Raw genomic sequence first — 26,563 nt, 5'->3', positions numbered from 1 at the left:
GAGGGTATATGGAAACAAACTATATTAGAGAATATAAAAAATTATATTATAATGACAAGAAACTAATTGTACTGTGTATTTTTGTTCTGCATATTTTATCGGCCATAGTTCTTGCAACAAATGCATTCGTATCGAGAATATTTACTAATCAAAATCAATTTATATATTTAACATGTACTGCTATTACCATGTTTATATATTCAGCGTTGACAATTAGTCTTAATTTATTGGGCGAAAAATACTTAATGTTTCAACCATTATCAAAAATTATGCAAAAGAGTTTCGAGAAATGTACCAATGATTCTTCGGTAATATTTGGAAACTCACAAGCCGGCAGCGGTATTTTTTCAATCATAAGTTTACCGCAAACTATTATTCCTTTCTACCTTGCAAGGATCAGGTTTTTTTCGGATATGTTAATTTTTATAACGGTATCGGTAATTCTTTCTTTGTTTTCTCCATTTGCGTTATTTTTAGTTGCAATATCAATTGGATTAGACTTGTTTTTATTTATCTCCCGCAAAAAATTTGAAAGCTATAGACAAGAAATTGATGAGAATGGATTAGAGTCACAAATTATAACCCAAGATGTTTTTGATGCAATTGTGTCTGTGAAACTAAATGCAGCAGATGAAGTTTGTGCGTATCTTATTGATGAAAAAAATAGAAAAGAATTAAATGTCAGTGTAAAAATGTCTAACTTGGAAAAAGTAGTTAATACGATAACTCAGTTAAAGTCATTAATAATGCAAATGCTCGGTGTTCTATTTTTATATTCATTTTCAGATTATATTTTAATTTCTGATATTGCAAATATTATGTTTGTAAGTTCAATAATATCTTCGGCCTCAAATAATATTATACATGGAATTATTGATATAAAAACTCTTTCACTCAGTGTCAGCCGGCATATTGATTTTTTAAATACAAAAAATAAGGCAGAGTACTCTTTAGAAAAAAAGCAAATACATGATAATACAATTTTGGATTTGCAAAATATTCAATATAAAACGGCTGAGAAGACTATCTTTGATAATGCATGTTTAAAAATAGGAAAAGGTGAAAAAGTTGCTATTACAGGTCAAAATGGTTCAGGAAAGTCTACCCTTTTAAAGATAATTGCTCATACATGTCCGGAGCTTGTTACAGCAGTGTGGAGTAAACCTCATTTATTCAATCTTTCTCTAAAAACAAATTTAACATTTAATAAAGATTTTGATATAAATAAAGAAAAGATTGAAAAGCTTTGTACCGAATTTGAATTAAACACTTTTTTAAATAGTCTGCCAAATGGCTTTGATACAAAAATCGATATGAATCAAATGACCATTTCTGACGGTGAGAATATGCGCTTAGCACTCGTTCGTAGTCTTGTTTATAATTCTGAAGTTCCAATTATTCTCTTGGATGAATTTTCTCGTAGTGTTGATTCTGCAATAGAAACAAAAATCGTCAAACATCTTTTATCATATAAAGACTTGACCGTAATTGCAGTTACAAACAGAACGGCTACAGCTCAGTTGTTTGATAAAATTTATTGCATTGATCAGAATCAGATAAAGGTGTGCTAATACAAATAGAACTAATTAAAATAACGAACTTCAAATCGGATCTGTTCTTTTTACAAAAGCAGGTTAAGCGAATGTTATATACGCAGCCCTGTGGGCCGGTAAAGTAATATAAATGTACAAATAAACCGTTTTATTAAAGGCAAAATAAAATTGAATTTAACTACATAAATCCGCTTTATATATTGCCGATAATATGTTATAATATACCTATGAATAAGATAAGATACATATCTGTTAAAGAAACTGCAAAACACTGGAAAATTAGTGAACGGAGTGTAAGGAATTACTGTTTGCAGGGTAGAATTATTGGAGCTCTTTTAGAAGGTAAAACATGGAAAATCCCTTCCGATGCAAAAAAACCTCGCCGAAAAACTCGTCATACAGCAAAACAGGATACTCTTTTATCGTTTCTTAAACGTGAAAAGGAAACGGGTTTAAAAGGCGGAATTTATCACAAAATTCAGATTGACCTTACTTATAATTCAAATCACATTGAAGGTTCAAAACTTACACATGACCAAACTCGATTTATTTTTGAAACAAAAACACTTGGCATTACAGATGAGGTTGTTAGAGTTGATGATATTATTGAAACGGTAAATCATTTCCATTGTATTGATTTAATAATAGAAGGTGCACATACGAAACTGTCAGAAAGTTTTATAAAGCAGCTTCATTATATTCTAAAGTACGGCACAACTGACAACCGGAAATCATGGTTTAAGGTTGGGGATTATAAAATGCCGGAAAATGAAGCGGGCGGCGATGAAACTACAAAACCTTCTGATGTTGCATCAGAGATGAAAGTATTATTAATGGAATATAATTCAAAATCGGCGATCACTTTTGATGACATCTTAGATTTTCATGTCCGATTTGAAGCTATTCATCCATTCCAAGACGGCAATGGCCGTATTGGAAGATTAATAATGTTTAAGGAATGTCTTAAACATAATATCGTCCCTTTCATAATTACTGAAGAACTAAAAATTTACTATTACAGAGGAATTAAAAATTGGAAAAATGAAAGAGGTTATTTAAGAGATACATGTCTTACCGGACAGGATTTAATGAAACAATGTTTGGATTATTTTGGTATTATGTATAATTAGTCATTAATTTCAGGTAATTCTTATTTACCCGACACATTATTGCATAAAAATTTTTTTTATTATATAGTTATTTATGAGTGTGCCAGATATGAAACTTTTTACATGGGAAGGAAAAAATGAGACCGCACAAAGATTGGAAAATCTATTAAAAAATCAAAATAATTTTATCTTTACCGAAAACAAACACAAAAGTTTTAACGCAGACATTGCAGAAAATCTTTATATAGAATCAGATAATCTATACGCTCTTCTTTTTTTGCAAAAAGATTATAAAGAAAAAATAAAAATAATATACATCGACCCTCCGTATAATACGGGAAAAAAATTTACTTATGCCGATAGTTTTCAAAGCATGGCCGAATGGATGAATTATCTTTATACAAGATTGAGCCTCGCAAAAACCTTATTAAGTAATGACGGGCTTATTTTTATAAGCATTGACGATAAGGCCTATCCTTATTTAAGAATCATCCTTGACGAAATTTTCGGTATGGAAAATTTTATTTCTACCCTTGTCTGGAATAACTCGACAGGCGGAGGCTTGCGGAAAAAACATATCAACACATCTCATGAGTACATCGTCTTATATGCCAAGGATAAAGCTAAGGTAAAACCCATGACAGCCCCGATGCCTGAAAAGGCAAAAAAAATGTATAAATACAGGGACGATGAGGGCCGGCTTTTTAGGTATCAGCAATTTGCATGGAAAAATAAAACGAAGGCAAAAAATCAAAGATATCCGATAAAAACTCCTGACGGAAATTTTATCGTTCCTAAAGAAGGGTATATTTACCGCTTTGTCGAAAAAAGTTTTTTAAACCTTTTAGAAAAAGATTTAATCGTATTTAAAAAAACGGACAAGTCCGTTTTTAAGGGCATAAACGGCAATCCTACCCGTTGGACGGTATGGGTAAAAACCTACCTTGAAAAAGAAGAAAAAACCGTTCCTAAATCGCTCCTCCCAACGGAGTATGTTAAAACAAATATACAAAGTGCTTATGAACAAAAAGTTTTATTCGGAGCAAAGCTTTTCGATTATGCAAAACCTGTCACTCTTTTAAAATATCTTTTTAAACTGGTTCCCGATTCGGAGGATGCTATTGTTTTAGATTTTTTTTCGGGTTCGGCAACAACAGCCCAAGCCGTAATGGAACTAAACGCAGAGTTTAACGAAACCCGAAAATTTATTTTGGTACAAAGGGACGAGCCCTGCCCTGAGGACTCCCCTGCCCTCACGTCCGGTTTCAAAACGATAGCCGAGCTGGGCAGGGAAAGAATTATAAGAGCCTCCTCACTAATCCAAAAAAGGTTCCCGGAAAAAACTTTCGGTTTCAAGTATTTGAAATTAAGCGGAGAGCAAAAGCCTACTTTTTAAGATACTTTTCAAACCAGTTAAATATCTCGGTTAAACGGCGGATTCGGTGCTTGGGCTTTCCTGTTCGGGAGAGGTCGTGATTTTCCCCGTGGAACAAGACAAGCTTTGCTTCACAGCCGTGATATTTGAGGGCCGTAAACATTTGGAAGGCGCAGGCCTCAAAACAGCGGTAGTCCTCATCCGATTGAATAAAGAGAGTCGGAGTCTTGCACTTATCGGCATACTTGAGGGGGCTGTGATCCCACATTTTTTCAAACCCCTTCCAAGGAGTAACACCTCCGTTTTGATCCGAGTTAAAATAATAACCGATATCGGTCGTACCGAATTTGGAAATCCAGTTTGAAATAGAACGCTGGGAGCAGGCTGCAGCAAAGCGGTTTGTGTGGCCGATAATCCAGTTGGTCATAAAGCCGCCGTAAGAGCCTCCCATAACGCCTACCCTATCCTTATCGATATCCTTGTATTTTTTTAGAACCTCATCTGTAAGCTTCATTAAATCGGAATAGTCGATTGTACCGTATTTGCCACGGATGTCGGCAAAGGCCCGGCCCATTCCATCGGCACCTCGCGGGTTTGTGTAAAACACAAAGTAGCCTGACTGGGCTAAAAACTGCATCTCGTGATAAAAGATTGAGCCGTAAACTGTCTTAGGCCCGCCGTGGATGGTCAAAATACCGGGATATTTTTTTCCGGCCTTGTAGTTTAAGGGTTTTAAAACAAAGCCGTGGAGTTTAACGCCGTCATTTGTAAACTCGAATTCTTCGGGAACAATCTTTTGAAGTTTTGAAGCGTAAGCATTGTGCTTTGTAAGACAGTTTTCTTTTTCGCCGTCAAAAAGATAAACCTCCTGCAATTCCTGCTTTCTAAACCCGATAAAAAGAATTTTATCCTCATGAACGGCAAAGCAATCTACCGAGCCCTTTTCTGTAATAACTTGTTTTAATTCTCCTTTTTCGTCAATGACATTTACAAAAGAAGAATCATCCTCGGTTGTAATAAAATAATATTTTCCGTCCTTGACATGAGAGTTAGCTCCGCCCCCGTACCTTGAATCTGAACCTACGGAATTCCATAAGCTCTTGTCGTAATTCTTGGGCGAAATCATCTTGGCTCCGGTTCCGGTTTTGGGGATAAGATAAATATCGGCATCTTGATTAACGCCGTATTTTTTTCCGTCGGCACCCGTATAAAGAATTTTATCTGCGAAGAATTTGGCATCGGCATACATAAAATCCTGACCTGCATTTAAGAGCTTTGCCTTTTTGGTTTTTAAGGGCATGAGCATGAGTTCGTTATAGATGGGCATCTTATCTGTATAAGTAGACTTTGTAAATAAAATCTCTTGGGTCTTTTTATCGAAGTCAAAGCCGTCAACCTGAGTGAACTCATCTGTGAGGGCCGTACCCTTCATGTTTGAAAGATTGTAAACAAAGAGCCTGTTCCTCTTGCGTGAAGTAAAACCGCCTCCGTTTCTCCAAAAGGGAATCTCTTCAAAGGTCTCATAATCGGCCTCGTCTTTTTTTGCTTCTTCGGCCTTTTCTTTAGGCAGCTTTTTAAAAGGGTCATCCTTCCATGAGTGTAAAACGACAGCCGTCTTTTTATCGGCAAATTCCATTTTTAAAACGGGATGGGGAAAGGTGTAGGCAAGCAAGGCTTCACCGCCCGACACGGGAATGGAATAAACAAAGGTTTTCTCTTTTTCTTCCTTTTCTTTTTTTGTTCTTCTTGCAGAAAAAAGAAGCCTGTCTCCGTCAAAGCCGTAAAAAGAATTTACGTCCTCGCCCGTCAACTGCTTTGTCTTTTTTGTTTCCATGTCCAAAAGAAAAAGGGCCTTGTTATAATCGTTTTCGGTTAGGTCGGCATGGGCACACACATAGGCCGCATATTTTCCGTCTTCCGAAAATTTAACATTACTTAAAAATGAATAATTTTTAAAATCGTCCAACTTTATTGTTTTCATAAATTCTCCTCAAATATTCTTGTTAAATTACTATAACACTATTGAGAAGTTTGAACAAGGGGACTATTCTATTTCGCAATTAAAACCACAATAGTTCTAGCCAGCACGACATACACTTGTTGATTCATAATTTGCTCGGTATTATCTTCATCTAAAAAATCTTTGCCGCCCGTGTACGAGGTATCTATCAGGCGGTGCCAAACCTTTCCGCCTGAAGAAGGGGGAGGAAGTCTTACCGTCATATCGTTATTGTAACTATTGGCCATAACATAAAAATCATTGTCGTCTTCATCGCTTTCCAAATTAATTTTATTTCCGTCTATTAGAAAGGCTAAAAAATTAGAAGGCTTGGTCCAGTCCGGTGTCTTAGCCTGATAATCAAACCATGTAATATCGTTTGGAGTTCCGTTATTTTTAGGCACACCCGTAAAAAAATGTTTTCTTAAAAAAGAAAAATGTCTTTTTCTCAAGTTTACAAGTTTTTTTGTGAATTCAAAAAAGTCCTTATTTTCTTCAACAAGCTCCCAATCAAACCACGACATTTCATTGTCCTGGCAATAGGTATTGTTGTTGCCGTTTTGTGTACGGAATACCTCATCTCCCATGTTAATCATAGGTGTGCCGGCCGAAAGAATAAGGGTTGTCAAAATATTTTTTGCAGACCTCATCCTCATAAGCTCAACCTCGTTAGAAGCCCGTCCCTCTATTCCGTGATTATAACTTAAATTTTCGTTTGAACCGTCACGGTTATTTTCTCCGTTTTCTTCATTATGTTTTTCGGAGTAGCTTAATAAATCCCAGAGGGTAAAGCCGTCATGACAGCAAACAAAATTTATTGACTGATAAGGCCGTCTTCCGCTTTGAAAATATAAATCAGATGAACCGGTTACCCTGCTTGCTAAGTGCCTTATGTCGGGATTCGGCTGAAGCCAAAACTGCCTGACCGAATTCCTAAATAAATCGTTCCACTCCGCCCAGCGTCCGGGGAATTTTCCAACCATGTAGGCGCCGGCGGCATCCCAGGCTTCAGCTATAATCTTCGTAGAATGAAGAGCCGGATCATCTGCAATGGCCTGTATCATAAAAGAATTGAAATCTATATTTCCGGTTTTATTTCGTGCCAAAACAGGAGCCAAATCAAAACGGAATCCGTCCACATGCATTTCGGTTACCCAATAACGTAAGCAATCCAGAATAAATTTTATGACCGGAGTTTCTGAGGCCTTTATACTATTACCGCAGCCTGAAAAGTTTTTATAATAAAGCTTATTATCTTCAAGATGATAGTAAATGGAGTTATCCAATCCTTTAAAAGAAAAAACAGGACCGTTTTCGTTTCCTTCTGCAGTATGGTTAAAAACCACATCCAAGATTATTTCGATACCGGCCTTATGAAACTCCCTCACCATAAATTTAAACTCGTTTACGGCATTCCCGGGATCCTCGGCATAGAGGGCTTTAGGGGCAAAAAAAGCAATGGTACTGTAACCCCAATAATTTTTTAACCTGAGGCCTGTTTTCGGGTTCACGTTCATATTTTCGTTTTCATCAAATTCAAAAACCGGCAGGAGCTCAAGAGAGGTAATTCCCAAATCTTTTAAATAAGGAATCAGTTCCACAAGCCCTGAATACTTTCCCCTCTTAGTAGGGCTTATCTTATCGTTTAAAAAAGAAAAACCTTTTACATGGGCCTCATATATTACACATTTTTGGAGCGGGATATTTAAAGGCTTATCTCCCTGCCAATCGAATTCCCTTTCATTTACAACAACACACTTAGGAAAACCGTTTGCCGTTCTTTTATTTTGATTTTTACCGCCGGAGACCTTGCTTTTTATTTGATTAAAAATTTGCTCCGAATTAAATATGGAGTGAGCACTTATAAGCCGCGCATAAGGATCGAGCAAGTAATTATTTGTATCAAATAAATGGCCGGCTGAGGGTAAAAAATCCCCGTCTGCCGTATACAGATAAAAGGCCCAATTTTTCAGCCCTGCTGCAAACACATGCCAAATATCGCCTGTTTTATTTATTTGCGGATCCAGTTTATATGAGATTATAGGCTCGGAATCCTCTACCGTTTCAAATAAGTGAAGGACCATTTCTTTTGCATTTCTGGAAAAAACACTAAAATTTACCCCATCCGGGCTCAACTGAGCCCCAAGGGGTGCGGATCTTCCTTGAAAAAAAGATAAATCGTTCATATTCATCGTTAAAGTATAGTATGTATTTCAAATTTATGCTATAATGCGGAGTATATTTTAAAGGAAATAATGATGAAAAAGGTACCCATAATAAGCACAATAAAAACTACGGTCAACGGATTAAAAGCCGCTGCAGAGAATATTGAAAACGTCGACATTGCCGTTCTCGATAAATATGAAAACATCGTTTCATTCTTTAAATATGAAATGCCTGAAATTAAGATTATTGATTTTGCAGATCCCAATATAGATGCAGAGGCCTGCTTAAAAATCATAAAAGATGATCCTTGGCTTTTATTCGGAGGAATTATAGCAATAACGGAGACTCGCCATGAAAAGGCAAAACTGGAACAAATAAAAGAGCCGAACTTTTTATTTGTATGTACACGAAAAGACTTTGAAAAAAATACAACTCAAATAATAAAAATTTTAAATCAGCATCAGCACTTCCTTTTTAACCGCGGTATGCACCAAAGACCTGACGAAAAAGAAACGGGACACTTCGTAAGCGATACGGACCCTTTCGAAATTGTCTTTTATGCAAACCTAATTGGAACCTACCTATACAATACCGACAGGGTTAATGAAGAGGAAAGATCATCCTTACAAACGGCAATGATGGAATTTTTGCTTAATGCTGTAGAGCATGGAAACTGTAATATTTCCTATGAGGAAAAGAACAAATGGCTGAGAAGCGGCAAGAATATGCTTGACCTTATTGCCGAAAAACAAAAAAATCCCGAAATAAAAAAGAAAAAGGTTTATATCACATATTCGGTATTGCCCGAAAAAACAAAGATAACTATCAAGGATGAAGGAAATGGCTTTGACTGGAGGAGCCACCTTGAAGCAGACTTTGAAGCAGGCCTCCACGGTATGGGCATTAAACTTTCTCAAACTCTGGTAAAAAATATACGCTACAATAACATCGGAAATGAGGTTTCTTTTGAGGTAAAAAACCAAAGACACATAGCAAACCTGACCCCGGCTATTTTAAAATCGCAGCAATTACTAACCTTTAAGCATATGCAGATTGTTTGCCGTGAAAACGAAGACTCAAGCGACCTTTTCTATATAAGCTCGGGACGGTACGCTGTCTATGTAAACAATAAGCTGATGTCCGTTTTAACCCCTGCAGACATCTTTATAGGCGAAATGGCTTTTTTAATGAACGACAGAAGATCTGCAACAGTGGTGTCCATAGGTGAAGGTTCTCTTGTTAAGATTCCTAAAATGAAGTTTATGCAGCTGATTGAGAAGTATCCTCATTACGGTATCTTTTTGTCCCGCCTGTTGGCTAACCGCCTAGCCCGCCAATCAAAGGTTACGGCAAAGCTAAAAGAAGAACAAGAAAACTGTAACAAGTGTGAAGCCCAATAAAAGGCCGTTCGTTTAACTAGCGGAATTCTATCAGAATTTCTTTTAGAGTTTTTACAAAGACCTCAAGCTCTTTTTTTTGTGTTGAAGGGCCTATCGAAACCCGCACCGAATTTTGCTGCACCTTAGCATCGATTTTCATTGCCTCTAAAACGGGACGGATTTGCTTTCTTGAAGAACATGCAGAACCTGTAGAAATACAGATTCCCTTCTCCGATAAGCAGCGGACAAGAACCTCACCTGTCAATTCTTTAACGGCAAACTGTAAAATCCACGGAGAAAATTTATCTTTTAGCTGAGGACGAGCTTCAGGGATAAAACTTAAACCCGCAATACCCGATAACTCATCAATTAAAAAATCCATCAGTTTTTTTGCATGAGAAACATAAATATCTAAGTTCTCATAATATTTTTTTAAGCAGCCGTATAAGGCTAAAATACCAGCAAGGTTTTCGGTTCCGGGCCTTATACCATTTTCTTGCCCGCCCCCGCGGATAAAGGATTCTATGTTTTTTTTAAGATACAAAAAACCGATTCCTCTGGGAGCTCCTATTTTATGCCCGCTAAAAGAAGCGGAATGAACAGCCGTCTTTGACAAATCAAAGGGAATTTTCCCTATAGCCTGCACAGCATCCGTATGAAAGTGAATCTTTCTTTTTCCCTTAGAATATTCCTCAAGGGCCTTCCCTATTTCGGCTATGGGCTGAATTGCTCCTGTTTCATTGTTTACTGCCATTACAGAAACAAAGACCGTATCGGAATCTATGGTTTTTAAAACGGCATCGGCACTTATAAAACCGTTTTTGTCTGCCGGAATTTGCAAAATCTTATAACCTCGGGCCTTCATAATATCAGCCTGCTCCCTAACGGCGGAGTGTTCTATATTGCTTACCGCAATCGAGCATGTAGAAGGATGGGACAAAAGGGAGAGCATGGGTATGTAATCACCCTCGGTTCCGCCAGATGTAAAAACAATATGCTCAGGAACCGTATTTAAAAGACCGGCAATTTCAGAACGGGCTTCTTCGAGAATTTTTCGAGCTTCTTTACCCATAAAATGCTTTGCAGAAGGGTTTGCAAAGTATTCAAAAGATTTTTTTAAGGCTTCAGTAATTATATCTTCTTGAGGAAGGGCTGTAGCCGCCCAATCCAAATAAATCATAGGACCTCCCGAATAATATCTTCAGAAACCTCGCAGGTAAAGGTTTCGCAAATATTTTTTTGCAAAATTAAACGGATCTTTCCGTTTATGTTTTTTTTATCTTTTTTCATTGCTAAAATTATTTCATCCGGGTCAGGTAAAACCGATTCATCCGGCAAGCCGTAGACCTTGATAAGATCTATAACCTCATCAGTATAAGCGGGATCGGTCAAGCCAAGTTTTTTACCTACAAGCAGAGCCCTCGAGATTCCCCAAGCAACAGCTTCTCCGTGAGAAACTTGAGAAAAGTTTAAAACCGACTCCAGTGCATGACCAAAAGTATGCCCTAGGTTTAAAAAGGCCCTTTCATTTTTTTCGTCAAAGTCGCGGCTTACAACCTGAGCCTTAGCCTCAACGGCCTGTTTTACAAGCTCTAAACAAAGGTCCTCATCCCTTGCCAATATCTTTTCTTTTTGAGTCCTAAAGGCTTGATAAATATCGTTTGAATATAAAAGGCCCATCTTAAATATTTCCGACAAACCTGAAAGATATTCTTCCTCGCTTAAGCTTTTTAAAACCTTGGGACTTATGTAAACTTCATCAGCCTTAAAAAAGGTTCCAACCATGTTTTTATAACCGTCAAAATTTATTGCGGTTTTTCCGCCTATGGCTGCATCAGCCATGGCTAAAAGACTTGTAGGAACAAGCTTGCATTTTGCCCCCCTCATATAAACCGAGGCAGCAAAAGCCGCCAAATCGCAAACAAGGCCGCCTCCGGCTCCGATAAAAACAGAATTACGGCTTAAGCCCGCATCGAGGGCTGTTTTTAAGATGAGCACAAGGGAGGTAAAATTCTTATGTTCTTCTCCGGCTTCAATTATAACCAATGGAAGGTCAGAACGGAAATTCTTTGCAGCCCTTGCGATAGAGGCCGTATTGGAATCGGCAATGTACATTCCGCCCGATATGCCTACAGGCGGTAAAGAAGGCTCATCGCAGTAAAAAACTTCAGTTTTTCCTTGAACCGTTGTAAACTCAAAGCTATCCATAACTTTCATAGTTTTTAAAGCATCTTCAGCATTTGCAGCACCAGAAGAGAGGAATCCTTTGCTGCCTGTGCCGAAAAAACATCATAAGAAATTTTAGCAGCCTCGTCCCTGCCGGCCGTATCGGAAATACTTCTCAAAATTAAAAAGGGGATTTTATTTATTTTGCACACCTGAGCTGCGGCGGCACCTTCCATTTCAACACAGGCAGGATTAAATTCTTTGATAATCCTTGCCCTGATTTTTTCATCGGATACAAAAACATCTCCTGAGGCAATGAGGCCTTCAACAAGTTTTAAATTTTTTATATGCTCATCGTCATGTTCTTGTTGCATAGTCTTAAAGGCTTTTACGGCGAGATTTTTAAGCTTTTTATCGGCAGGCCAAAAAGGCGACTTTGTCATAGGCACCTGTCCAAGAGGATAGCCGAAGGCCGTTGCATCCACATCGTGCTGAACGGCTTCCGACGATACAACAATATCAAAAACCTTTAAGTCTTCTATCAGACCGCCGGCAGCCCCTGTGTTTATTACGGCATCAACCTTAAACTCCGAAATAAGAATTTGACAGCAAAGAGCTGCATTCACCTTGCCTATTCCGCTGCAAACCAGAACAACATCCTTTCCCATTATCGTACCGGTAAAAAAATTAAGGCCGGCAATTTTACGAATTTCCCCAACTAAATGCTTTTTTAAAAGTTTAACTTCCTGCTCTTCAGCGCCGAAAATTCCTATCTTCATATCTTAACCTCTTTCTAAATTCAAAATAAGGGCATATATTGTAGCAAATGCCTTACAGTGTTTCAATAGCTTAAAGCTTTTACCTCTTCTATATTTTAAATCAGCTTAAGCTTTCCGTCTTCCATTCCCCGATAGTTCTTTCTTCTTCATCAAAGCTTGAACCTATCAGGATTATCTTTTTCCCTTCTGCCTTAAATTGTTCGGCATAGCCCTTCTCTTTTATTTGTGCGATCGCATCTTCGGCGGTGCCGGCACTCATAAGCTTAAACTCAAAGATGTAGATTGTGTCTCTGGTATGCACAATGCAGTCAGCCCTGCCCTTTGCACAGTGGATTTCAGTCTGTACAAATTGTCCCATAAGCTTAAAGATTAGGTAGACTGCCGTCTGATAGTTTTGCTCCCTTAGTTTGAGCTTATCTTTAGGCAAGTTATCGTAAGGAACGCCTGCTATTATAGCCTGCATCCGCTCCATAAACTCATCTACATTCCCCGCCCGGATATCTTCGGCAAACCTCCATACGGAAGAGGCCGTTTCATAAGGCCTAAGAGAAGAGTATGCAGGCACAAGGTTTTCTAAAAAGCCGTAACGCACCTCATCATTAGGGAAGCCCAAGCGGTAGATATCGGCAGCCTCTATATATTCTTTTATCGTTAAATACCCCGATTGAAAAAGTATGGGCAAGGGGTCTTTTGCATCAGCTCGATATAGGTCTATCCCTGCCTCATTTATTTCGACTCCTCCGTCTAAATCGGGCACATTGTAATAAGCGTCTTTTAGGTAGTTTACCAAAAAGGTAGGTGTACCTGTCGCAAACCAGTAATTTTTTAATTCACCTGAGCTGAGAGTATTTAATATGCTGAAAGGATTATATACCGATTCTCCTAAAACACTGAACTTATAACCGTCATAGCGCTTTTTTAATTCTTCAAGCATTTTGTCATAAGAGTTTTTAGTGTTATTTGTTAATCTTTCTATTTCGGGCTGAAAGGTGTTTTCTATTTCGCCTTGTGTCAGTCCGCATATTTCGGCATAATCATTCAGCATACTTATATCCTGTAAATTATTTAAATCGCTGAATATGCTTATTTTGCTAAACTTTGTTACCCCCGTTAAAAAGGCAAAGCGGATATATTGGTCGCAGGTTTTTATTACGGAATAAAAGGCTTTTAGGGTATTGCGGTATTCTTCGTTTAAGGCCTCGTTTATACTCATTGTCTGTAAAAGCGGCTTGTCGTATTCGTCCACAAGGATGACCGCTTGGCGCCCCGTTTTTTCGTAAGCACGCTTTATCACACCGGCAAAGCGTTGGGCAGGCTCTTCTTCTTGTTTATTAGCCCCATATATTTCTTCAAATTGACTTAGGGCAAGGTTTAAATGACTTTTTAAGGAATGAGGTTCATCGTATTTGCCTATATTAAAATCCAAGTAGAGCACAGGATACTCCACCCAAGCTTCAGTCTTTTCGATTTCGGCCCTTTTTTCTTCAGCTTTTTCTATATATAAATCTTTAAACAGTTCTTTTTGACCTAAAAAGTAAGACCTCAAGGTTGAGAGAAAGAGGCTTTTACCGAAGCGGCGCGGACGGCTTAAAAAATACACCTTGCCTAAGTTAGCCAGCTTAAAGGCATATAAAGTTTTATCTACATATAAAAATTGCTTTCTGCGTAAATCTTCAAAACTTTGGATCCCTATCGGTATCTTTCGTGAAAAATCAAAATCCATATTAAGCCTCCTTAATAAGATTATAGCATAAAAAGAGGGGATTATTCTATATCTTGATTTATTAAGACGGTATACAAACAAAAAACCGCCCCGTAAAAACTTAATGTTTTACAAAGGCGGTTGATTTAAAATATTTACAGCTTTACTCTTTTGAAGGCTCGGTATATAACTCGAAAGGCGTTACTGCAGAGGGCAGGCCTTCTACCAAGGCCGGAAGGGACAACAGGATGGTATCCTGAAAAAGCGGAATTCTAAACTCTCCGACAAAGTCTTCTCTTCCGTCGGTAAATCTTATAACAACCTTGTGTTTTTGACCTCGCAAAAGAATCTTATCCCTATCGCCCTTAAAAAGCTCCAAGGGCTCTTCATTATTAAAGGTAACTTCAATTGCATCAAAGGCCTTAAAACTTCCGTCGGCAGCCTTTTTATTTTCAAATAAAACTGCATGAGTTCTGCCGAGGGTAAACATAAGAGCGATCAGCAAAACATAAAGAATAGGCAAAATTATTCTTATTGCCAAAACCGTTTTTTTCGACTGTATTCTCATTTTTCTTCTCCTTCAGCTTGCAAACGCAATTCGGAACGTTTCTTTTCCGCATTTCTTTGATTTCTTGCAGCATAGAGCACTAAGGAAAGAGCTATTGCTGCATAACCTGCAAAGTCTCTAAAGTACTCTCCAATCATTGCAGAGCCAAGAAGCTGCTGGCCTGCCATGGGGGTAACAATGTACAAGAAGTGGAGGAGAACAACGCCTATAAAAACGTTCTTTATACTTACCCTGCTCACAGAAGCGCCTCCGACCAAGATGGCGGCTGCAGCAAAGAAGCCGGTCTGGTCGTGGGCATTGTAGGTACTCATATTTCCCATATTCTGCAAAAATATAATCTGTCCTATACAGGCCAAAACCGTCGAAATTATAATCGAAATAATTCTTGTGTGTTCAACTGCGATACCGGCCGAATTTGAAACGGATTGATTTTGACCGATTGCCCTCATGTCCTGTCCAAGCTTTGTTTTTCTAAACCATACTATAAAGAAACAAAGAGCTATGATGATAAGATAGGACAAAACAGGTATGCGTAAGCCTGCAATATTGAACGAGAATGTCGTATCGAGCACCTGCCTTACGGGAGCAAGCTCAAGGGTATTTCGTACCCCAAAGCCGCGGGATAGTTTTATAGCCTTGTTGTGCATAGGAATAACAGAACCCATCAGATACAGAACAAAGAACTGATATACACCATTGAAGAAAAAGCCCAAGATGTAACTTGTTACCATTTCCCGGCCTCTTGCCTTGTTGAGGATGGAACCGGCTATATAGCCCAGCAAAACCGAAAGAGGCATTCCTATCAAGGCCGCAAAGACCAATCCGTAAATACCTCCGATACCCCAGTCCATAGCAAAGATCAAGCCTATCTGTCCTGCCATTGCACCCAAGACCATACCGAAGTTTATACCCATACCGGCCATAATCGGTAAGATAAGCGAGAAAACCAAAAAGGAGTTTCTTCCTATTCGGGTTAAAATCTCGCCGATAATATGATGGGCCGAAAGCCCCGACACGGGAATAGCCACAAAGGAAATTAATAGGAAGAGAAGCGAAACAAGATTATCAGCCAAAAAATCGAGCATCGAAAATTTCTTTAATTTTCTATTTAATTTTTCCGTTATTTTATTCATAATCAATTACCTCGTCTTTTGCGTTTTTCTTGTCAAAGCATATAAGATCATACCGTTTGAAAGTACGATTCGGATAACCTCAGACATGTCGGTCTGCAAAATACTGTTTATAACCGAAGGCGTCATCGACAAAATTCCCTGAAAAAGAACAGTACCTATTACAACGTTTAAAATCGAGGCCTTATTTACCGAAGCACCGCCTATAAGAATAGCGGCTACTGCGGGGAAGGCCATAAAGAGCGGGGCCTTATAAAGCTGAATAAAACCGAAGCTCTGCTGATACAACAAGATACCGACTCCTCCGCATATTGTCGAAAGAACTATACTTATGGTCCTTGCCTTGTCTATGCTTACGCCGCTTGCCCTTGCAAAATCGGGATTGGAACCGACAGCCGTCAAAGCCGTTCCCGTTCTTGTCTTCATAAAAATCTTCATCAAGAACATACAGACTGCACAGAACAAGATAACACCCGTCGGGAATTTAAATGAACCGATCTCAATAGCCAAAAAGTTATTTAAAATATTGACCCAATAACCTTCAAGAGTTATTGTAGTACGCAAGCCCTGTCCCGAATAAGCCCAAACCATACTCGGATTTGAATACGGAAGAACTATCCACAAAATAGCCATAAAGGTGACGGATGCAAAGCCGATATACATGGCTATTGTCATCTCCTCTCCCTTAACCTTATTTAATACCTGACTATAACCTAAGCCTATTACTCCTGAGAATATTATCGTTAAAAGCACGGCGACGGCAAAACCGGCAAGACCTACAAGTCCGAATTGCATTGCAAGGGTTGAGCCCAAAAGACCGCCCAAAACTCCCAATGAAAGACCGAAGTTTAAGCCGCAGCCTGTTTGAATCATCGGAACCATGGCCAGAACCATCAAGGCATTCATACCGAAACGGTTTGCAACGTCCGAAAGAGAGGCTCCGATGCTTACCTTAACAAAGGGAGCAATTATAAAAAGGGTAAGAAGGAATAAGAGAATAATTATTCTCGGTATACCGAAATCTGCAACTATCTTTTTAAATTTTTCCATACTATTTTACCCCCGCCATGTATAAAGCAAATTCGGCCGGCTTTTCTTCCGGCGATAAAACTCCAGAAATCTCTCCGTGGAAAACGATTGCAACTCTGTCGCAGATAGAGCGAAGTTCTTCAAGCTCACTGGAAATCATAACAATAGTAGTTCCAAGTTCCTTGTTGATTTTTCTCAAGGCATCCAAAACAAGGGCCTTTGCACCTACGTCAATACCGCGAGTGGGCTCTGCAACAAAAAGAATTTCAGGTTCAAGGCAGAAGGCCTTAGCCAAACAAATCTTTTGCTGATTGCCGCCTGAAAGCTCCTTTGCTTTTTGATGGCTTCCCGTACAGCGAATTTGAAGCATATCTATGTACTTATCTGCCAAAGTTTTCATAGCCTTTTCATCTCTAAGTTTAAGCAAACCGCCTAAATAACTTTTTAGGTAGGCTCTCTTAGATTGAATAGCCGTAAAGGCGATATTCCACTCAAGACTTTCATCGAGAAGTAGACCTACGCCCCGCCTGTCTTCAGAAACAAAGGCTAAGCCGTCCTCTAAGGCCTGCTTGGTATTATTTAAGGTAAGCTCCTTTCCTTTAAAGGTTACGGTTCCTCCTGCAGGGAAGATACCCATAATTCCGTTGGGAATACCTACCTTTCCTTGTCCAGCAAGCCCTCCTATACCGAAGATTTCACCTTCTTTAACCGAAAAATTGACATTTCGGACAAGCTCACCGGGCATATCAACCCAAAGATTCTTTACATCAAGCACTACAGGCCCGATTTTTTTATCATTATCCTTTTTTTCCGTGTTGGAAATTTCGCGGCCTACCATACCTGCCGCAATTTCAGGAATTGTAATCTCGCTTGTTTTCTTATCTTGAATCGTTTTTCCGTCTCTTAAGATTACGACCCTATCGCATATGTCTATAACTTCCTGCAATCTGTGAGAAATAAAAATTACCGATATCCCCTTAGCTGCAAGTTTTTTTACTGCCGCTAAAAGAATATCCGCCTCAGATTCGGTTAAAACGGCTGTAGGCTCGTCTAAAACCAAGAGCTTTACATTATCTCTATCTATCTCACGTGCAATCTCGGTAAATTGTTTATGCCCTACAGGCATTTCCGAAATCAATGTATGTGCATCTATAGAAACGCCCAACTCGTTTAAAACGGCTTGAGCTCTATCATTCATTTCCTTTCTCTTTAGTAAACTTAATCTCGGGGTAAATAAATCTGAAAGAATAGAAGGGGTTTGTAATTCCCTGTTCAGCATGATATTTTCCGTTGCAGAAAAGCCGGGAATCAGTGAAAATTCTTGGTGAACCATTCCTATACCGGCATCAAGAGCATCAAAGGGGCTTGAGAATTTGACCTCTTTTCCATCAACCAGAATTCTTCCCCCATATCCGCCCGTTTCATTTATAACAGGCATACCGAATAAAATCTTCATCAAGGTGGTCTTTCCTGCCCCGTTTTCGCCGACTAAGCCAAGTATTTCTCCTTTTTTTAAAGAAAAATTTACACCTTGAAGTACCTGCGTCCCTGAAAATTCCTTTGTCACATTTTCAAGAACCAAAAAAAATTCATTATTGTCCATAATCCGCATTGTTCCTTAAAATAAAAACGGAGGGTGGGGATCTTTGTCCCGACCCTCCGTTAGGATTCCCTAAAAATTCAACTACAAGGTTTTATTTTTGAAACTTAATATTGAAGTATTTCTCGGGGATGTCTTGTTCTGTTGCGGGTAAGTAGCCCTGACCCATAACATAGGTATCCATAAACAGGAGTACCTGATTCTTTGATCTAACGCCTGTGCTGGCATCAATGTAAGCACCGCTCTTCCATTTTGCTCCGGGCGTAAACCTTCCGTAAGCCTTTGCCAAGTCGGCCATATTTCCCTTCTTAGCCTCTCCATCGATAACACGGCGTGCATATTCTCCCAAACCGGCTGAAACGGTAAATCCGTAAGAATAGGCCCATGTTCCGAAACGTCCGGCACCGCCTTTTTCGACAACGGAATTTTCAACCTTCTTAAGAATCTTCTGGAAGTCTCCGGCTTCTGCTGAAAGGTCAATACCTAAAGCTCCGGGGTAACCCATTAAAGGTGAGGGTAAGTCTGCTTCAACAAACATACCTCCGTAAGCAAAAAGCTGCTTTAACAAGGGCTCTGTGTGAGCATCATTTGTACAGAAGAAGGCTGTGTCCTTTCCATATTTTTCTATCCACTGGGGTACTTTTTCAAGAATGAACTGCTGAGCACCGGCTGTTCCGACGTCGCTTGTGGGGTCGGGAGCTGTTTCAAAGTAGAAGTTAATACCTAAGTCCTTACAAGCTTCTTCCATGATTTGCCTTCTAAGACCCAATGTTTCATAGGACATGTGTCTGGGGAAGGAAATATGAACGAAATTCTTTGCTCCAAGTTGTTTTGCTGCCCAAGGAATTGTATAACCGCGGGAAATAAAATCTTGACTTCCGATCATATCGGCAGCAGCTTGAATTACAAGCGGGTCTTCGTGAGCTTCGCCTGCCAATAAAAGAATATCAGGTCTCTTTTCACGTACTCGTTTAAAAGCTTCTGCTGTTCCCGGAATTGCTTGATTTACAATGATAGCCTTCATTTTAGGATCATCGGAAAGTGCTACAATCTGGGAGATTGTTGTTTCCTGTTGAGACATAAAGTCATCAGGATAGGTTATGTGCTGAATCATTCCTCCGTCTTTTACGGACCCGTAAATTCGGATAAGCTCTTCAGCTCCGCGCAAATCATCTTCAGATTGCGATACTGTTCCAGTCATAATTCCAATATGATATGCCGGCCCCTTTGCTTCTGCCTGAGCAGCTCCTTTTTCTTCGGTTTTTTTACTGCAACCTGCAATAAAAGCAAATAAAGCTATCAGAAAAACACCGAACATCAAAGTTCTCTTTTTCATAAATAAACCTCCATTTATAAGAAAACTATAGAATTGTACCACACATATACTCAGCCGTCAAGTTTTTTGTTTAATTTCTTAAAAATTTACTTTGTCAAAACCCAGTCTGCTGCATTATGATTTATCGTTTCCTGCGAAATCCTCTTAATCATTTTTGCCGGCGTTATATTTGCTTGTATTGCATTTAAAAGATCTCCGTCAGGCATCCATAAACAAGCTTCGGCAGCTTCCAAGGCAGCTTGCTCAATTTCAGGCCTTCCCCAGTCCTGATCATTAGGATGTCTAAACAAGACGGCATCCTGTAAACCCTCATTTTGGCCGGTTTTAATAAGAACTGCATTCGTTCTTTTCGGCTGAAACTTTTTTACCCTTCCCCAAAAACAAAACCCCTTTTCTCCGGCCTCAAGAGCATTACAAGCATCGGAAGAAACTAAGGCTCCATCTTCAGGAATTGAGCCGTCCGACGGTAAAAACCAATAGAATACAATTATACTTCCTGCTTCTGCCTCAAAGGCAGGAAATATATAGTCAGACTCTTTTGAGTTACCCGCATTTACAAGACTTATCCCAAATAAGTTTCCGCTCTTTTTTACGTTAAATCTTATAAAGCCCTGTTTAGATGCTGATCCCAATTTAAGCGAATAAAAGGAAAGCTCTGCAGGCTTATTGTTTGCACCCTTAAAGGGAAGTTCAAAATCAAGGAATTGATTTATGCTTCCTGAAACCTTTCCGCAGATTTTAAAGTCCTCGCCTATTTCAAAATTTGCATTAGGTGTAATTTTAAAAACGGAAACAGGAAAATCCCCGTTCTTAGCCTTATAAGCCTTGTCCTGCAAAAACTCGGCAGCTTCAATCTCTTCAACATTACACAAAATTTCTTCGGGCAAGGCGCCTTTCAAAGCATGAACTTGAAGCTTGCTGACACCGCCTTCAAAGAAGAGGATTATCTCATTATTTTGAGACTGTTCAAAACCTTTGAGGGTAATGCCGTCATCGTTCCCTAGAAAAATTGAAACGAAGCCGGGCTGCTCAATCATTCCGCTGCAAGAAGCACATAAGCTCAAAACCAACAAAAAAGGTAAAAAAAATCTTTTTTTCATAAAAGACCTCCTACCTATCTTGTATGTTTTTTTTGTTATTTATAGCAAATTTTTAACTTTATTTAGAAATTAGGTCTAAATTCTTGTAATTACGGACTCAAAGGGGCGTAAGATTTTCTGCTGAGGATTAAAGTTCCTATAGTTAAATAGAATAGGAAGGCCTCGTACCTCTTCCCTTATCTTCCGGGCTCTGCCCGACATATTAGATACAATAAAAAACTTTTTATCGTCTTTTTTGCGGTAATAGGCAAATACATCCCTTCCTAAATCGGTAAATTCTATATCGCCGAACTGCAAGGCTTCTTCCGAATTTCTCAAGGCTATCAATCTTTTGTAATAATTAAAACATGAGTCAGAATCGGATAGGTTCTTTTTTACGTTTATTTCTTTATACCTTTCATTCAGACGGAGCCAAGGCTTCACAGTACAAAAGCCCCCATTTTCGGAATCATCCCAAGGAATGGGAGTCCTTGCATGGTCGCGGGCAAAGTTCATTGCCAGCCTAAAAGCTCTTTTTTTACCGAACTTAAGAGACTTAAGCATATTATAAATATTCTTTGTAGCTATATCATCGATCTCATCCATGCTCTTAAAATCGGTATTGGTAAGTCCGATTTCCTGCCCCTGATAAATAAAGGGCGTTCCTTTTTGAGTCAAAAGCACGGTTGCAAGCATTTTTACACTTTCTTTATAGTATTTTCCCTCATCCCCAAAACGTGAAACGGAGCGAGCCTGATCGTGATTTTCAAAGAAGAGAGGTGTCCACGGCATCTTAGTCTGCCATTTTTTTAAAATTTTAATCATTCGAAAAGGCTTATATTTCCGTTTAAAAACAGGAATCTGAAACCAGCAGTCAACTCCTGTGTGATGCTCAAAAGGAAAGACCATAGTCAACTCGTCTTGAATAAAATCCTTGGCTTCCTCCAGTGAAACATCCATGGTCTCGCCTACAGTAAAGGCATTGTAGGGTTTTAAAACTTCTCTATTTAATTCTTTTAAAATATCGTGACAGCCCTTTTGAGACAGATAAAACTCCTTACCTGTTTTAATTCTTCTTTTTTTTGCATCCTCATAGGAGGTTTTGTAAATACAGTTTATAACATCGCAGCGGAAGCCTGCAACACCCATATCGAGCCAGAATTTCAATATCTTTTTTACTTCTTCAATTACCGCCGGATTATTATAGTTTAAATCGGGCTGGTTTTCGGTAAAAAGATGAAGATAATAGAGTCCGTTTTCTTCACAATACTTCCATGCCGAGCCCAAAAAAAGGCTGTCCCAGTTATTGGGCGGCAGTTTTTTACCCTTTACAAGCCTGGGTTCCTTCCATACATAGTAATTATGGTAGGGAGATTCGGGATTTTTGGATTCGATAAACCATCTGTGCTGATCGCTTGTATGGTTTATAACCAAGTCCATAATAATCTTTATATCAAGTTTGTCAGCTTCTTTTAAAAGTTCCTTAAAATCGTCCATCGTGCCGAATTTCGGATTGATATCGCAATAATCGGAAACATCGTAGCCGTTATCATAATCGGAGGATGCCGTTACGGGGGAAAGCCAAATTGCTCCTATTCCCAGATCTTTTAAATAAGGCAATTTTGAAATAATACCCTGAATATCGCCCATCCCGTCATTGTTTGCATCACAAAAACTTCTGGGATATATCTGATAAATTACTCTTTTATTCCACCATTCCATAGTTTTACCTCCTTTTATAAAGCTTATAAAGTCTTACTTTCTCAGCCTGACTCCTTCAATGTCCGAGCTGAACAGTTCTCTTAGGTCGTTTAAGCCCAGAGCCATCAGGGCCATTCGGTCGATACCTATTCCCCATGCCAAGACCGGAACATCGACCCCCATAGTTCTCGATACTTCCGGGCGGAGAATTCCTGAGCCGCCAAGCTCAAACCAGCCCAAAACGGGGTGCTTTATATGCACTTCAATAGAAGGTTCTGTAAAGGGGAAGTAGCCGCCTACGTATTTTACCTCGGTAGCCCCGGCGATTTCGACGGCAAACATTTTGAGTATTCCCAACAAGGTCTTTAAATTGACCTCATTGCCTAAAACTATGCCCTCGGTTTGGTAAAAGTCGGATAAGTGGGTAGCATCTACCTTATCATAACGGAAACATCGGGCTATGCCGAAATATTTACCGGGAATTTTTGCCTTTGCAAGCTGATGGGCTGAAAGAACGGTGCCCTGGCTTCTAAGCAAAAGCCTCCTTGTAAAATTTCTGTCAAAGGAATAATTCCAGCCCCGGCTGCCCGTGTTTCCGCCTGTTTCATGGGCCTCGGCAACGCGGGATAAAAAGGGTTCTTCAATACTTTTTGCATGAGTCGGATTTTTTATATAGTAAACATCGTGAATATCTCGGGCTGCATGGAATTGGGGCATAAAAAGAGCATCCGAGTTCCAAAAATCCGTTTCTACGAGAGGTCCGTCAAATTCTTCAAAGCCCAAACCTACGAGCTTATCCTTTACACCTTCCAAAAAATCGCAGTAAGGATTTGTTCTTCCTGCAACTATTCTCGCAGGAGGAAGATTGATATTGTAGCTTCTAAAAGTTTGATTTTTCCAGCTTCCGGTTTTTAAACTCTCGGCTGTAAGCCGGCCTGTTTCATCGCCCGTTATCCCCTCGGCTTCAAGCTCTTTTTGGAGAGAAGGAACATCTTCCGTAAAGCCGTACACAACAGAGTCGCGCTCTACAATTTTATAAGGACTGTCAGCGGCTCCGCGTTTTTTTGCGATTGAGTTGATAATTTCGCGCTCTTCATCATCAAGATCTTCCTCGGCTATGATATGACCTTCGGTTTTAAGTCCCTTTTTCAGCAATTCGACGGTTATCTTAAAGCGCTTTGATTGAGGTTCTTGCACAAAGGAAGCCTTTTTTTCTTCATTCATCTTAACGGCGCCTTCTTTTGAAAGAATACCGAAGGCCGAACCTACATCCTTATTTTCCAAATTAAGAGCTTCGGCAATTTCAGGCAGCTTCAGGTCGCCTTTTTCTTTTAAAAGCCGTAAAATTCTTTGTTCCGGAGTGCCGCGTTCGGCAAAATCTGTTCCAATATTTGTCAGTTCAAAAAATATGTGTTTTTTGCGGTCGGTTTCTTTTATAAGCCCCTTCATTTTGAGCCATGAGAAAACCTGATTTGCATGGCCTTCTTTATATGAAAGTTTAAGCTCAAGTTTTTTATTATCAAGATAGTCGCCTATTTTAAAATTTTTTAAAACCTTAATCTCAAGAGGATGAAGATTTTTGATAATACTTTTGATATCCATAAATTTACTCCGAAATTCGTCTAAAAAGATAGGAGATTATATCATATTTTTAAGTCTTTGTACACAATTCTGATTATATAATTTTTAAGGACTTTACAAAAAACTTTACTTATTATATAATACTGTGTCGGTTGTGTGCTAAATAATTTGGGCTAAAAAGCCGATAAAAGAAAGACGGTATCTATAATTTTTGAAATTTGAATTTATGCTTTTTATTATTTAATTATGGTATAGTCAAAAACAGTTTAAGGGGTTTAAAGTGTCAAGAACACGAACATATAAACGAGCAGAAAATAACTTAGTACGGTATTTTAATGAGCTTTTTAAGGCTTTGTGTGCAAACGTATCTAAGGGTATAATGAAATTCATCAATGGCGGACGCAAAAAGCTGACCATCATGGTTGTTCCGCATTCTCAAAAAAGGATTGTAAATTTTCAGGCAAGTATTTTTTCACTTGTTTTTGTAACAATACTTCTTGTAGGCATCTTGGCTTCATTTTTTTGGTTTACAGCCGAATCCATAGCTTCAGCCAGAAAACTTGCCAACCTAAAAGAAGAAACACGCAAGACTCAAGCCAGTCTTAATGTTCTAAAAAATGAAACAAATGACCTTTTAAAAAATGCAAAGAATTTTCAATCTACGCTTTCTTCTACATTAACCTCATTGGGTTTACAGTCTATCATGGAAACAGGCGCAGAAAATGACGATTCAAGCGACCTTTCTCTCCTGTTTAATGTACAAGAGCAGGCCCAAGGAACGGCAAGAGAAGTAAGCGAGCTTAAAAAACTTTCAGCCTATTTACAAGATACCATTCAGCCCGTACAGGAAATGGCAAAACTCATGGACACTCAAACAGCCCTCTTTTCGGATATTCCCAGTCTTTGGCCGATTAAGGGCGGTATCGGACATATCACGATGGCCTTCGGTCAAAACCGTCATCCTTTTACCGGTCAATGGTACATTCATACCGGTATAGACCTTGCGACGGGACGCTCCGGCGACCCCATTATGGCTACAGCTGACGGACAGGTTATTACGGTAGAAACCGATCCGGGCTGGGGAAACTACATTATCATCAAACATAAGCATGGTTTTTTTACAAGATATGCTCACCTAAGCTCGTTTAGAGTTACACGCGGACAGCATGTACAAAAGGGTCAGGTTATAGGCTATGTAGGCAACACAGGTATATCTACAGGACCCCACTTGCACTATGAGGTTCACATAGGTTCAGACGTTGTAGATCCTATGAAATATCTGAACATAAAAAATACCGGAAGAAAAAAATAGTCATGGCTGATTTTATTGACGATATTTCCATAAATACAATCATAGGCCCGGGAAGCTTTGTAAACGGAAGTTTAAGTGTGCCCGGATTTTTACGTATAGACGGAGATATAAACGGAGATATAAAAACTCCCGGAAGGGTTATAATTGCAGAGAACGCAAGAGTCCGAGGAAATATACATGCCAAATCGATAACCATAGGCGGAATGGTTCAAGGCGATGTTATAGCTCCGGAAAGCGTGGTCGTCTTGTCGACAGGCCTTGTTTTAGGTTCGGTTCTGACAAAAAAAATACGATTGGATGATGATGTATTTTTACATGGCTACTGCTTTGCCGTAGACAATCAAGCCGAATTTGAAAAGGCGGAAAAAGAATACAAAAACAGGCAGGGGCTTGCAGCCTCAGCCCTTGTTCATTCCAGGTGAGGTAACCCTATGGGAAACTCTGTGGATACAAGCAACTACGTTTCCGCTCTTAATACGGCCGCACCTCTAATCGCCAAAGATTCTCACATTCAAAAAAATCAAACACGTAAAACGGAAGATTCCAAGCTAAAAAAGCCTAAAACTTTTTTAGATACAATTTTGGATAACACTATTGTGGATTCGGAAGAATTATATTATGAAAAAAAGCTGGAAGGCCTTAATCCTGAAGAAAGAAAAAAGGCAGTAGAAGATATTTTGGCCGTTTTGCAGGACGAGGTTTATTCCAGCGGGGCTAACCTGGCTGAAAACGTAAATACCGAAACAATTAATAAATATAAAAAAGCTGTCAAAAGCTTTGTAAACTTTGCAGTTCAAAATTCGCTCAATGTTAAGGCAGTAACTTCAGGCGGCCTAAATCCGTTAAAACAGCGTAATTATGTAATTGTAAAGGTTATTGATGAAAAAATAAATAAACTAACACAGGAACTTTTATTTAATCAACTTGAAAAGCTGCAAATTTTGGATAGACTTGATGAAATAAAAGGTCTTTTGGTCAACTTGACTACATAGCGGGGTA

General features: G+C 39.1%; 21 protein-coding genes. 7 read left to right on the top strand and 14 right to left on the bottom strand.

The genetic code is table 11. The features are described 5' to 3' along the window. Positions 1–8: 8 nt before the first annotated feature. The 3 genes from E4O07_RS12845 (at position 9) to E4O07_RS12835 (ending at position 4,058) form a co-directional block, all read left to right on the top strand. Complete coding sequence (locus tag E4O07_RS12845; protein ID WP_253686439.1) at positions 9–1,571, top strand: ATP-binding cassette domain-containing protein; 1,563 nt, start codon at positions 9–11, stop codon at positions 1,569–1,571. A 209-nt stretch (positions 1,572–1,780) separates the two neighbouring features. Continuing rightward, the gene (locus E4O07_RS12840) at positions 1,781–2,683 is read left to right on the top strand and encodes a Fic family protein (protein ID WP_253686437.1); all 903 of its coding nucleotides are present in this window, start codon (positions 1,781–1,783) and stop codon (positions 2,681–2,683) included. A gap of 88 nt (positions 2,684–2,771) precedes the next feature. Then, a complete protein-coding gene (locus E4O07_RS12835) occupies positions 2,772–4,058 on the top strand; it encodes a site-specific DNA-methyltransferase (protein ID WP_253686435.1) in 1,287 nt (428 codons plus the stop codon). Here the strand turns inward: E4O07_RS12835 and E4O07_RS12830 are convergent. Then, on the bottom strand, positions 4,048–6,018 hold the full coding sequence (locus E4O07_RS12830) for an alpha/beta hydrolase family protein (protein ID WP_253686433.1): 1,971 nt from the start codon (positions 6,016–6,018) through the stop codon (positions 4,048–4,050). The genes E4O07_RS12835 and E4O07_RS12830 overlap by 11 nt on opposite strands. Before the next feature lie 68 nt (positions 6,019–6,086). Beyond that, a complete protein-coding gene (gene glgX, locus E4O07_RS12825; protein ID WP_253686431.1) occupies positions 6,087–8,228 on the bottom strand; it encodes a glycogen debranching protein GlgX in 2,142 nt (713 codons plus the stop codon). 66 nt (positions 8,229–8,294) lie between these two features. On the opposite strand from glgX, the gene E4O07_RS12820 reads away from it, so the two are divergent. After that, positions 8,295–9,602, top strand: coding sequence for a cyclic nucleotide-binding domain-containing protein (locus E4O07_RS12820; RefSeq protein WP_371921984.1), 1,308 nt, complete (start codon positions 8,295–8,297; stop codon positions 9,600–9,602). A 16-nt stretch (positions 9,603–9,618) separates the two neighbouring features. Here E4O07_RS12820 and E4O07_RS12815 read toward each other — a convergent pair whose 3' ends face one another. The 12 genes from E4O07_RS12815 to E4O07_RS12760 form a co-directional block, all read right to left on the bottom strand. Beyond that, entirely contained in the window at positions 9,619–10,761 is a 1,143-nt protein-coding gene (locus tag E4O07_RS12815; protein WP_253686427.1) for a cysteine desulfurase family protein, read from the bottom strand. After that, positions 10,758–11,789, bottom strand: a complete 1,032-nt coding sequence (locus E4O07_RS12810; protein WP_371921983.1) for a 3-dehydroquinate synthase — start codon at positions 11,787–11,789, stop codon at positions 10,758–10,760. The genes E4O07_RS12815 and E4O07_RS12810 overlap by 4 nt, the downstream gene beginning before the upstream one ends. Before the next feature lie 14 nt (positions 11,790–11,803). Then, a complete protein-coding gene (locus tag E4O07_RS12805) occupies positions 11,804–12,526 on the bottom strand; it encodes a 5'-methylthioadenosine/adenosylhomocysteine nucleosidase (RefSeq protein ID WP_253686423.1) in 723 nt (240 codons plus the stop codon). A 100-nt stretch (positions 12,527–12,626) separates the two neighbouring features. Then, the gene (locus tag E4O07_RS12800) at positions 12,627–14,249 is read right to left on the bottom strand and encodes an ATP-binding protein (protein ID WP_253686421.1); all 1,623 of its coding nucleotides are present in this window, start codon (positions 14,247–14,249) and stop codon (positions 12,627–12,629) included. Between the two features lie 142 nt (positions 14,250–14,391). After that, the gene (locus tag E4O07_RS12795) at positions 14,392–14,796 is read right to left on the bottom strand and encodes a DUF6672 family protein (protein WP_253686419.1); all 405 of its coding nucleotides are present in this window, start codon (positions 14,794–14,796) and stop codon (positions 14,392–14,394) included. Beyond that, a complete protein-coding gene (locus tag E4O07_RS12790) occupies positions 14,793–15,929 on the bottom strand; it encodes an ABC transporter permease subunit (protein WP_253686417.1) in 1,137 nt (378 codons plus the stop codon). Before E4O07_RS12790 ends, E4O07_RS12795 begins: the two co-directional genes overlap by 4 nt. A 6-nt stretch (positions 15,930–15,935) precedes the next feature. Then, on the bottom strand, positions 15,936–16,976 hold the full coding sequence (locus E4O07_RS12785) for an ABC transporter permease subunit (RefSeq protein ID WP_253686415.1): 1,041 nt from the start codon (positions 16,974–16,976) through the stop codon (positions 15,936–15,938). Between the two features lies 1 nt (position 16,977). Continuing rightward, the gene (locus E4O07_RS12780; RefSeq protein WP_253686413.1) at positions 16,978–18,558 is read right to left on the bottom strand and encodes a sugar ABC transporter ATP-binding protein; all 1,581 of its coding nucleotides are present in this window, start codon (positions 18,556–18,558) and stop codon (positions 16,978–16,980) included. A gap of 91 nt (positions 18,559–18,649) precedes the next feature. After that, on the bottom strand, positions 18,650–19,891 hold the full coding sequence (locus E4O07_RS12775; RefSeq protein ID WP_253686411.1) for a DUF3798 domain-containing protein: 1,242 nt from the start codon (positions 19,889–19,891) through the stop codon (positions 18,650–18,652). A gap of 86 nt (positions 19,892–19,977) precedes the next feature. Continuing rightward, the gene (locus tag E4O07_RS12770) at positions 19,978–20,991 is read right to left on the bottom strand and encodes a lipoprotein TP_1001-related protein (RefSeq protein ID WP_253686409.1); all 1,014 of its coding nucleotides are present in this window, start codon (positions 20,989–20,991) and stop codon (positions 19,978–19,980) included. A 75-nt stretch (positions 20,992–21,066) separates the two neighbouring features. Further along, positions 21,067–22,692: an alpha-glucosidase gene (locus tag E4O07_RS12765; RefSeq protein ID WP_253686407.1), complete on the bottom strand. Its 1,626-nt coding sequence runs from the start codon at positions 22,690–22,692 to the stop codon at positions 21,067–21,069. A 33-nt stretch (positions 22,693–22,725) separates the two neighbouring features. Beyond that, positions 22,726–24,273: a phenylalanine--tRNA ligase subunit alpha gene (locus E4O07_RS12760; RefSeq protein ID WP_253686405.1), complete on the bottom strand. Its 1,548-nt coding sequence runs from the start codon at positions 24,271–24,273 to the stop codon at positions 22,726–22,728. A gap of 259 nt (positions 24,274–24,532) precedes the next feature. On the opposite strand from E4O07_RS12760, the gene E4O07_RS12755 reads away from it, so the two are divergent. From E4O07_RS12755 to E4O07_RS12745, 3 genes are read left to right on the top strand one after another with little or no spacing between them, the layout of a single operon-like run. Beyond that, entirely contained in the window at positions 24,533–25,564 is a 1,032-nt protein-coding gene (locus E4O07_RS12755; RefSeq protein ID WP_253686403.1) for a M23 family metallopeptidase, read from the top strand. A 2-nt stretch (positions 25,565–25,566) separates the two neighbouring features. Further along, on the top strand, positions 25,567–25,986 hold the full coding sequence (locus E4O07_RS12750; RefSeq protein WP_253686401.1) for a bactofilin family protein: 420 nt from the start codon (positions 25,567–25,569) through the stop codon (positions 25,984–25,986). Positions 25,987–25,995: 9 nt separating this feature from the next. After that, positions 25,996–26,556 (top strand): YaaR family protein, encoded by a 561-nt coding sequence (locus E4O07_RS12745; protein ID WP_253686399.1) that lies wholly within the window; start codon positions 25,996–25,998, stop codon positions 26,554–26,556. The last annotated feature ends 7 nt before the right edge of the window (positions 26,557–26,563 follow it).

The sequence above is a fragment of the Treponema sp. OMZ 798 genome, from assembly GCF_024181385.1.
Taxonomy (GTDB): domain Bacteria; phylum Spirochaetota; class Spirochaetia; order Treponematales; family Treponemataceae; genus Treponema_B.
This window is presented reverse-complemented; position numbering and strand designations above follow the sequence as displayed.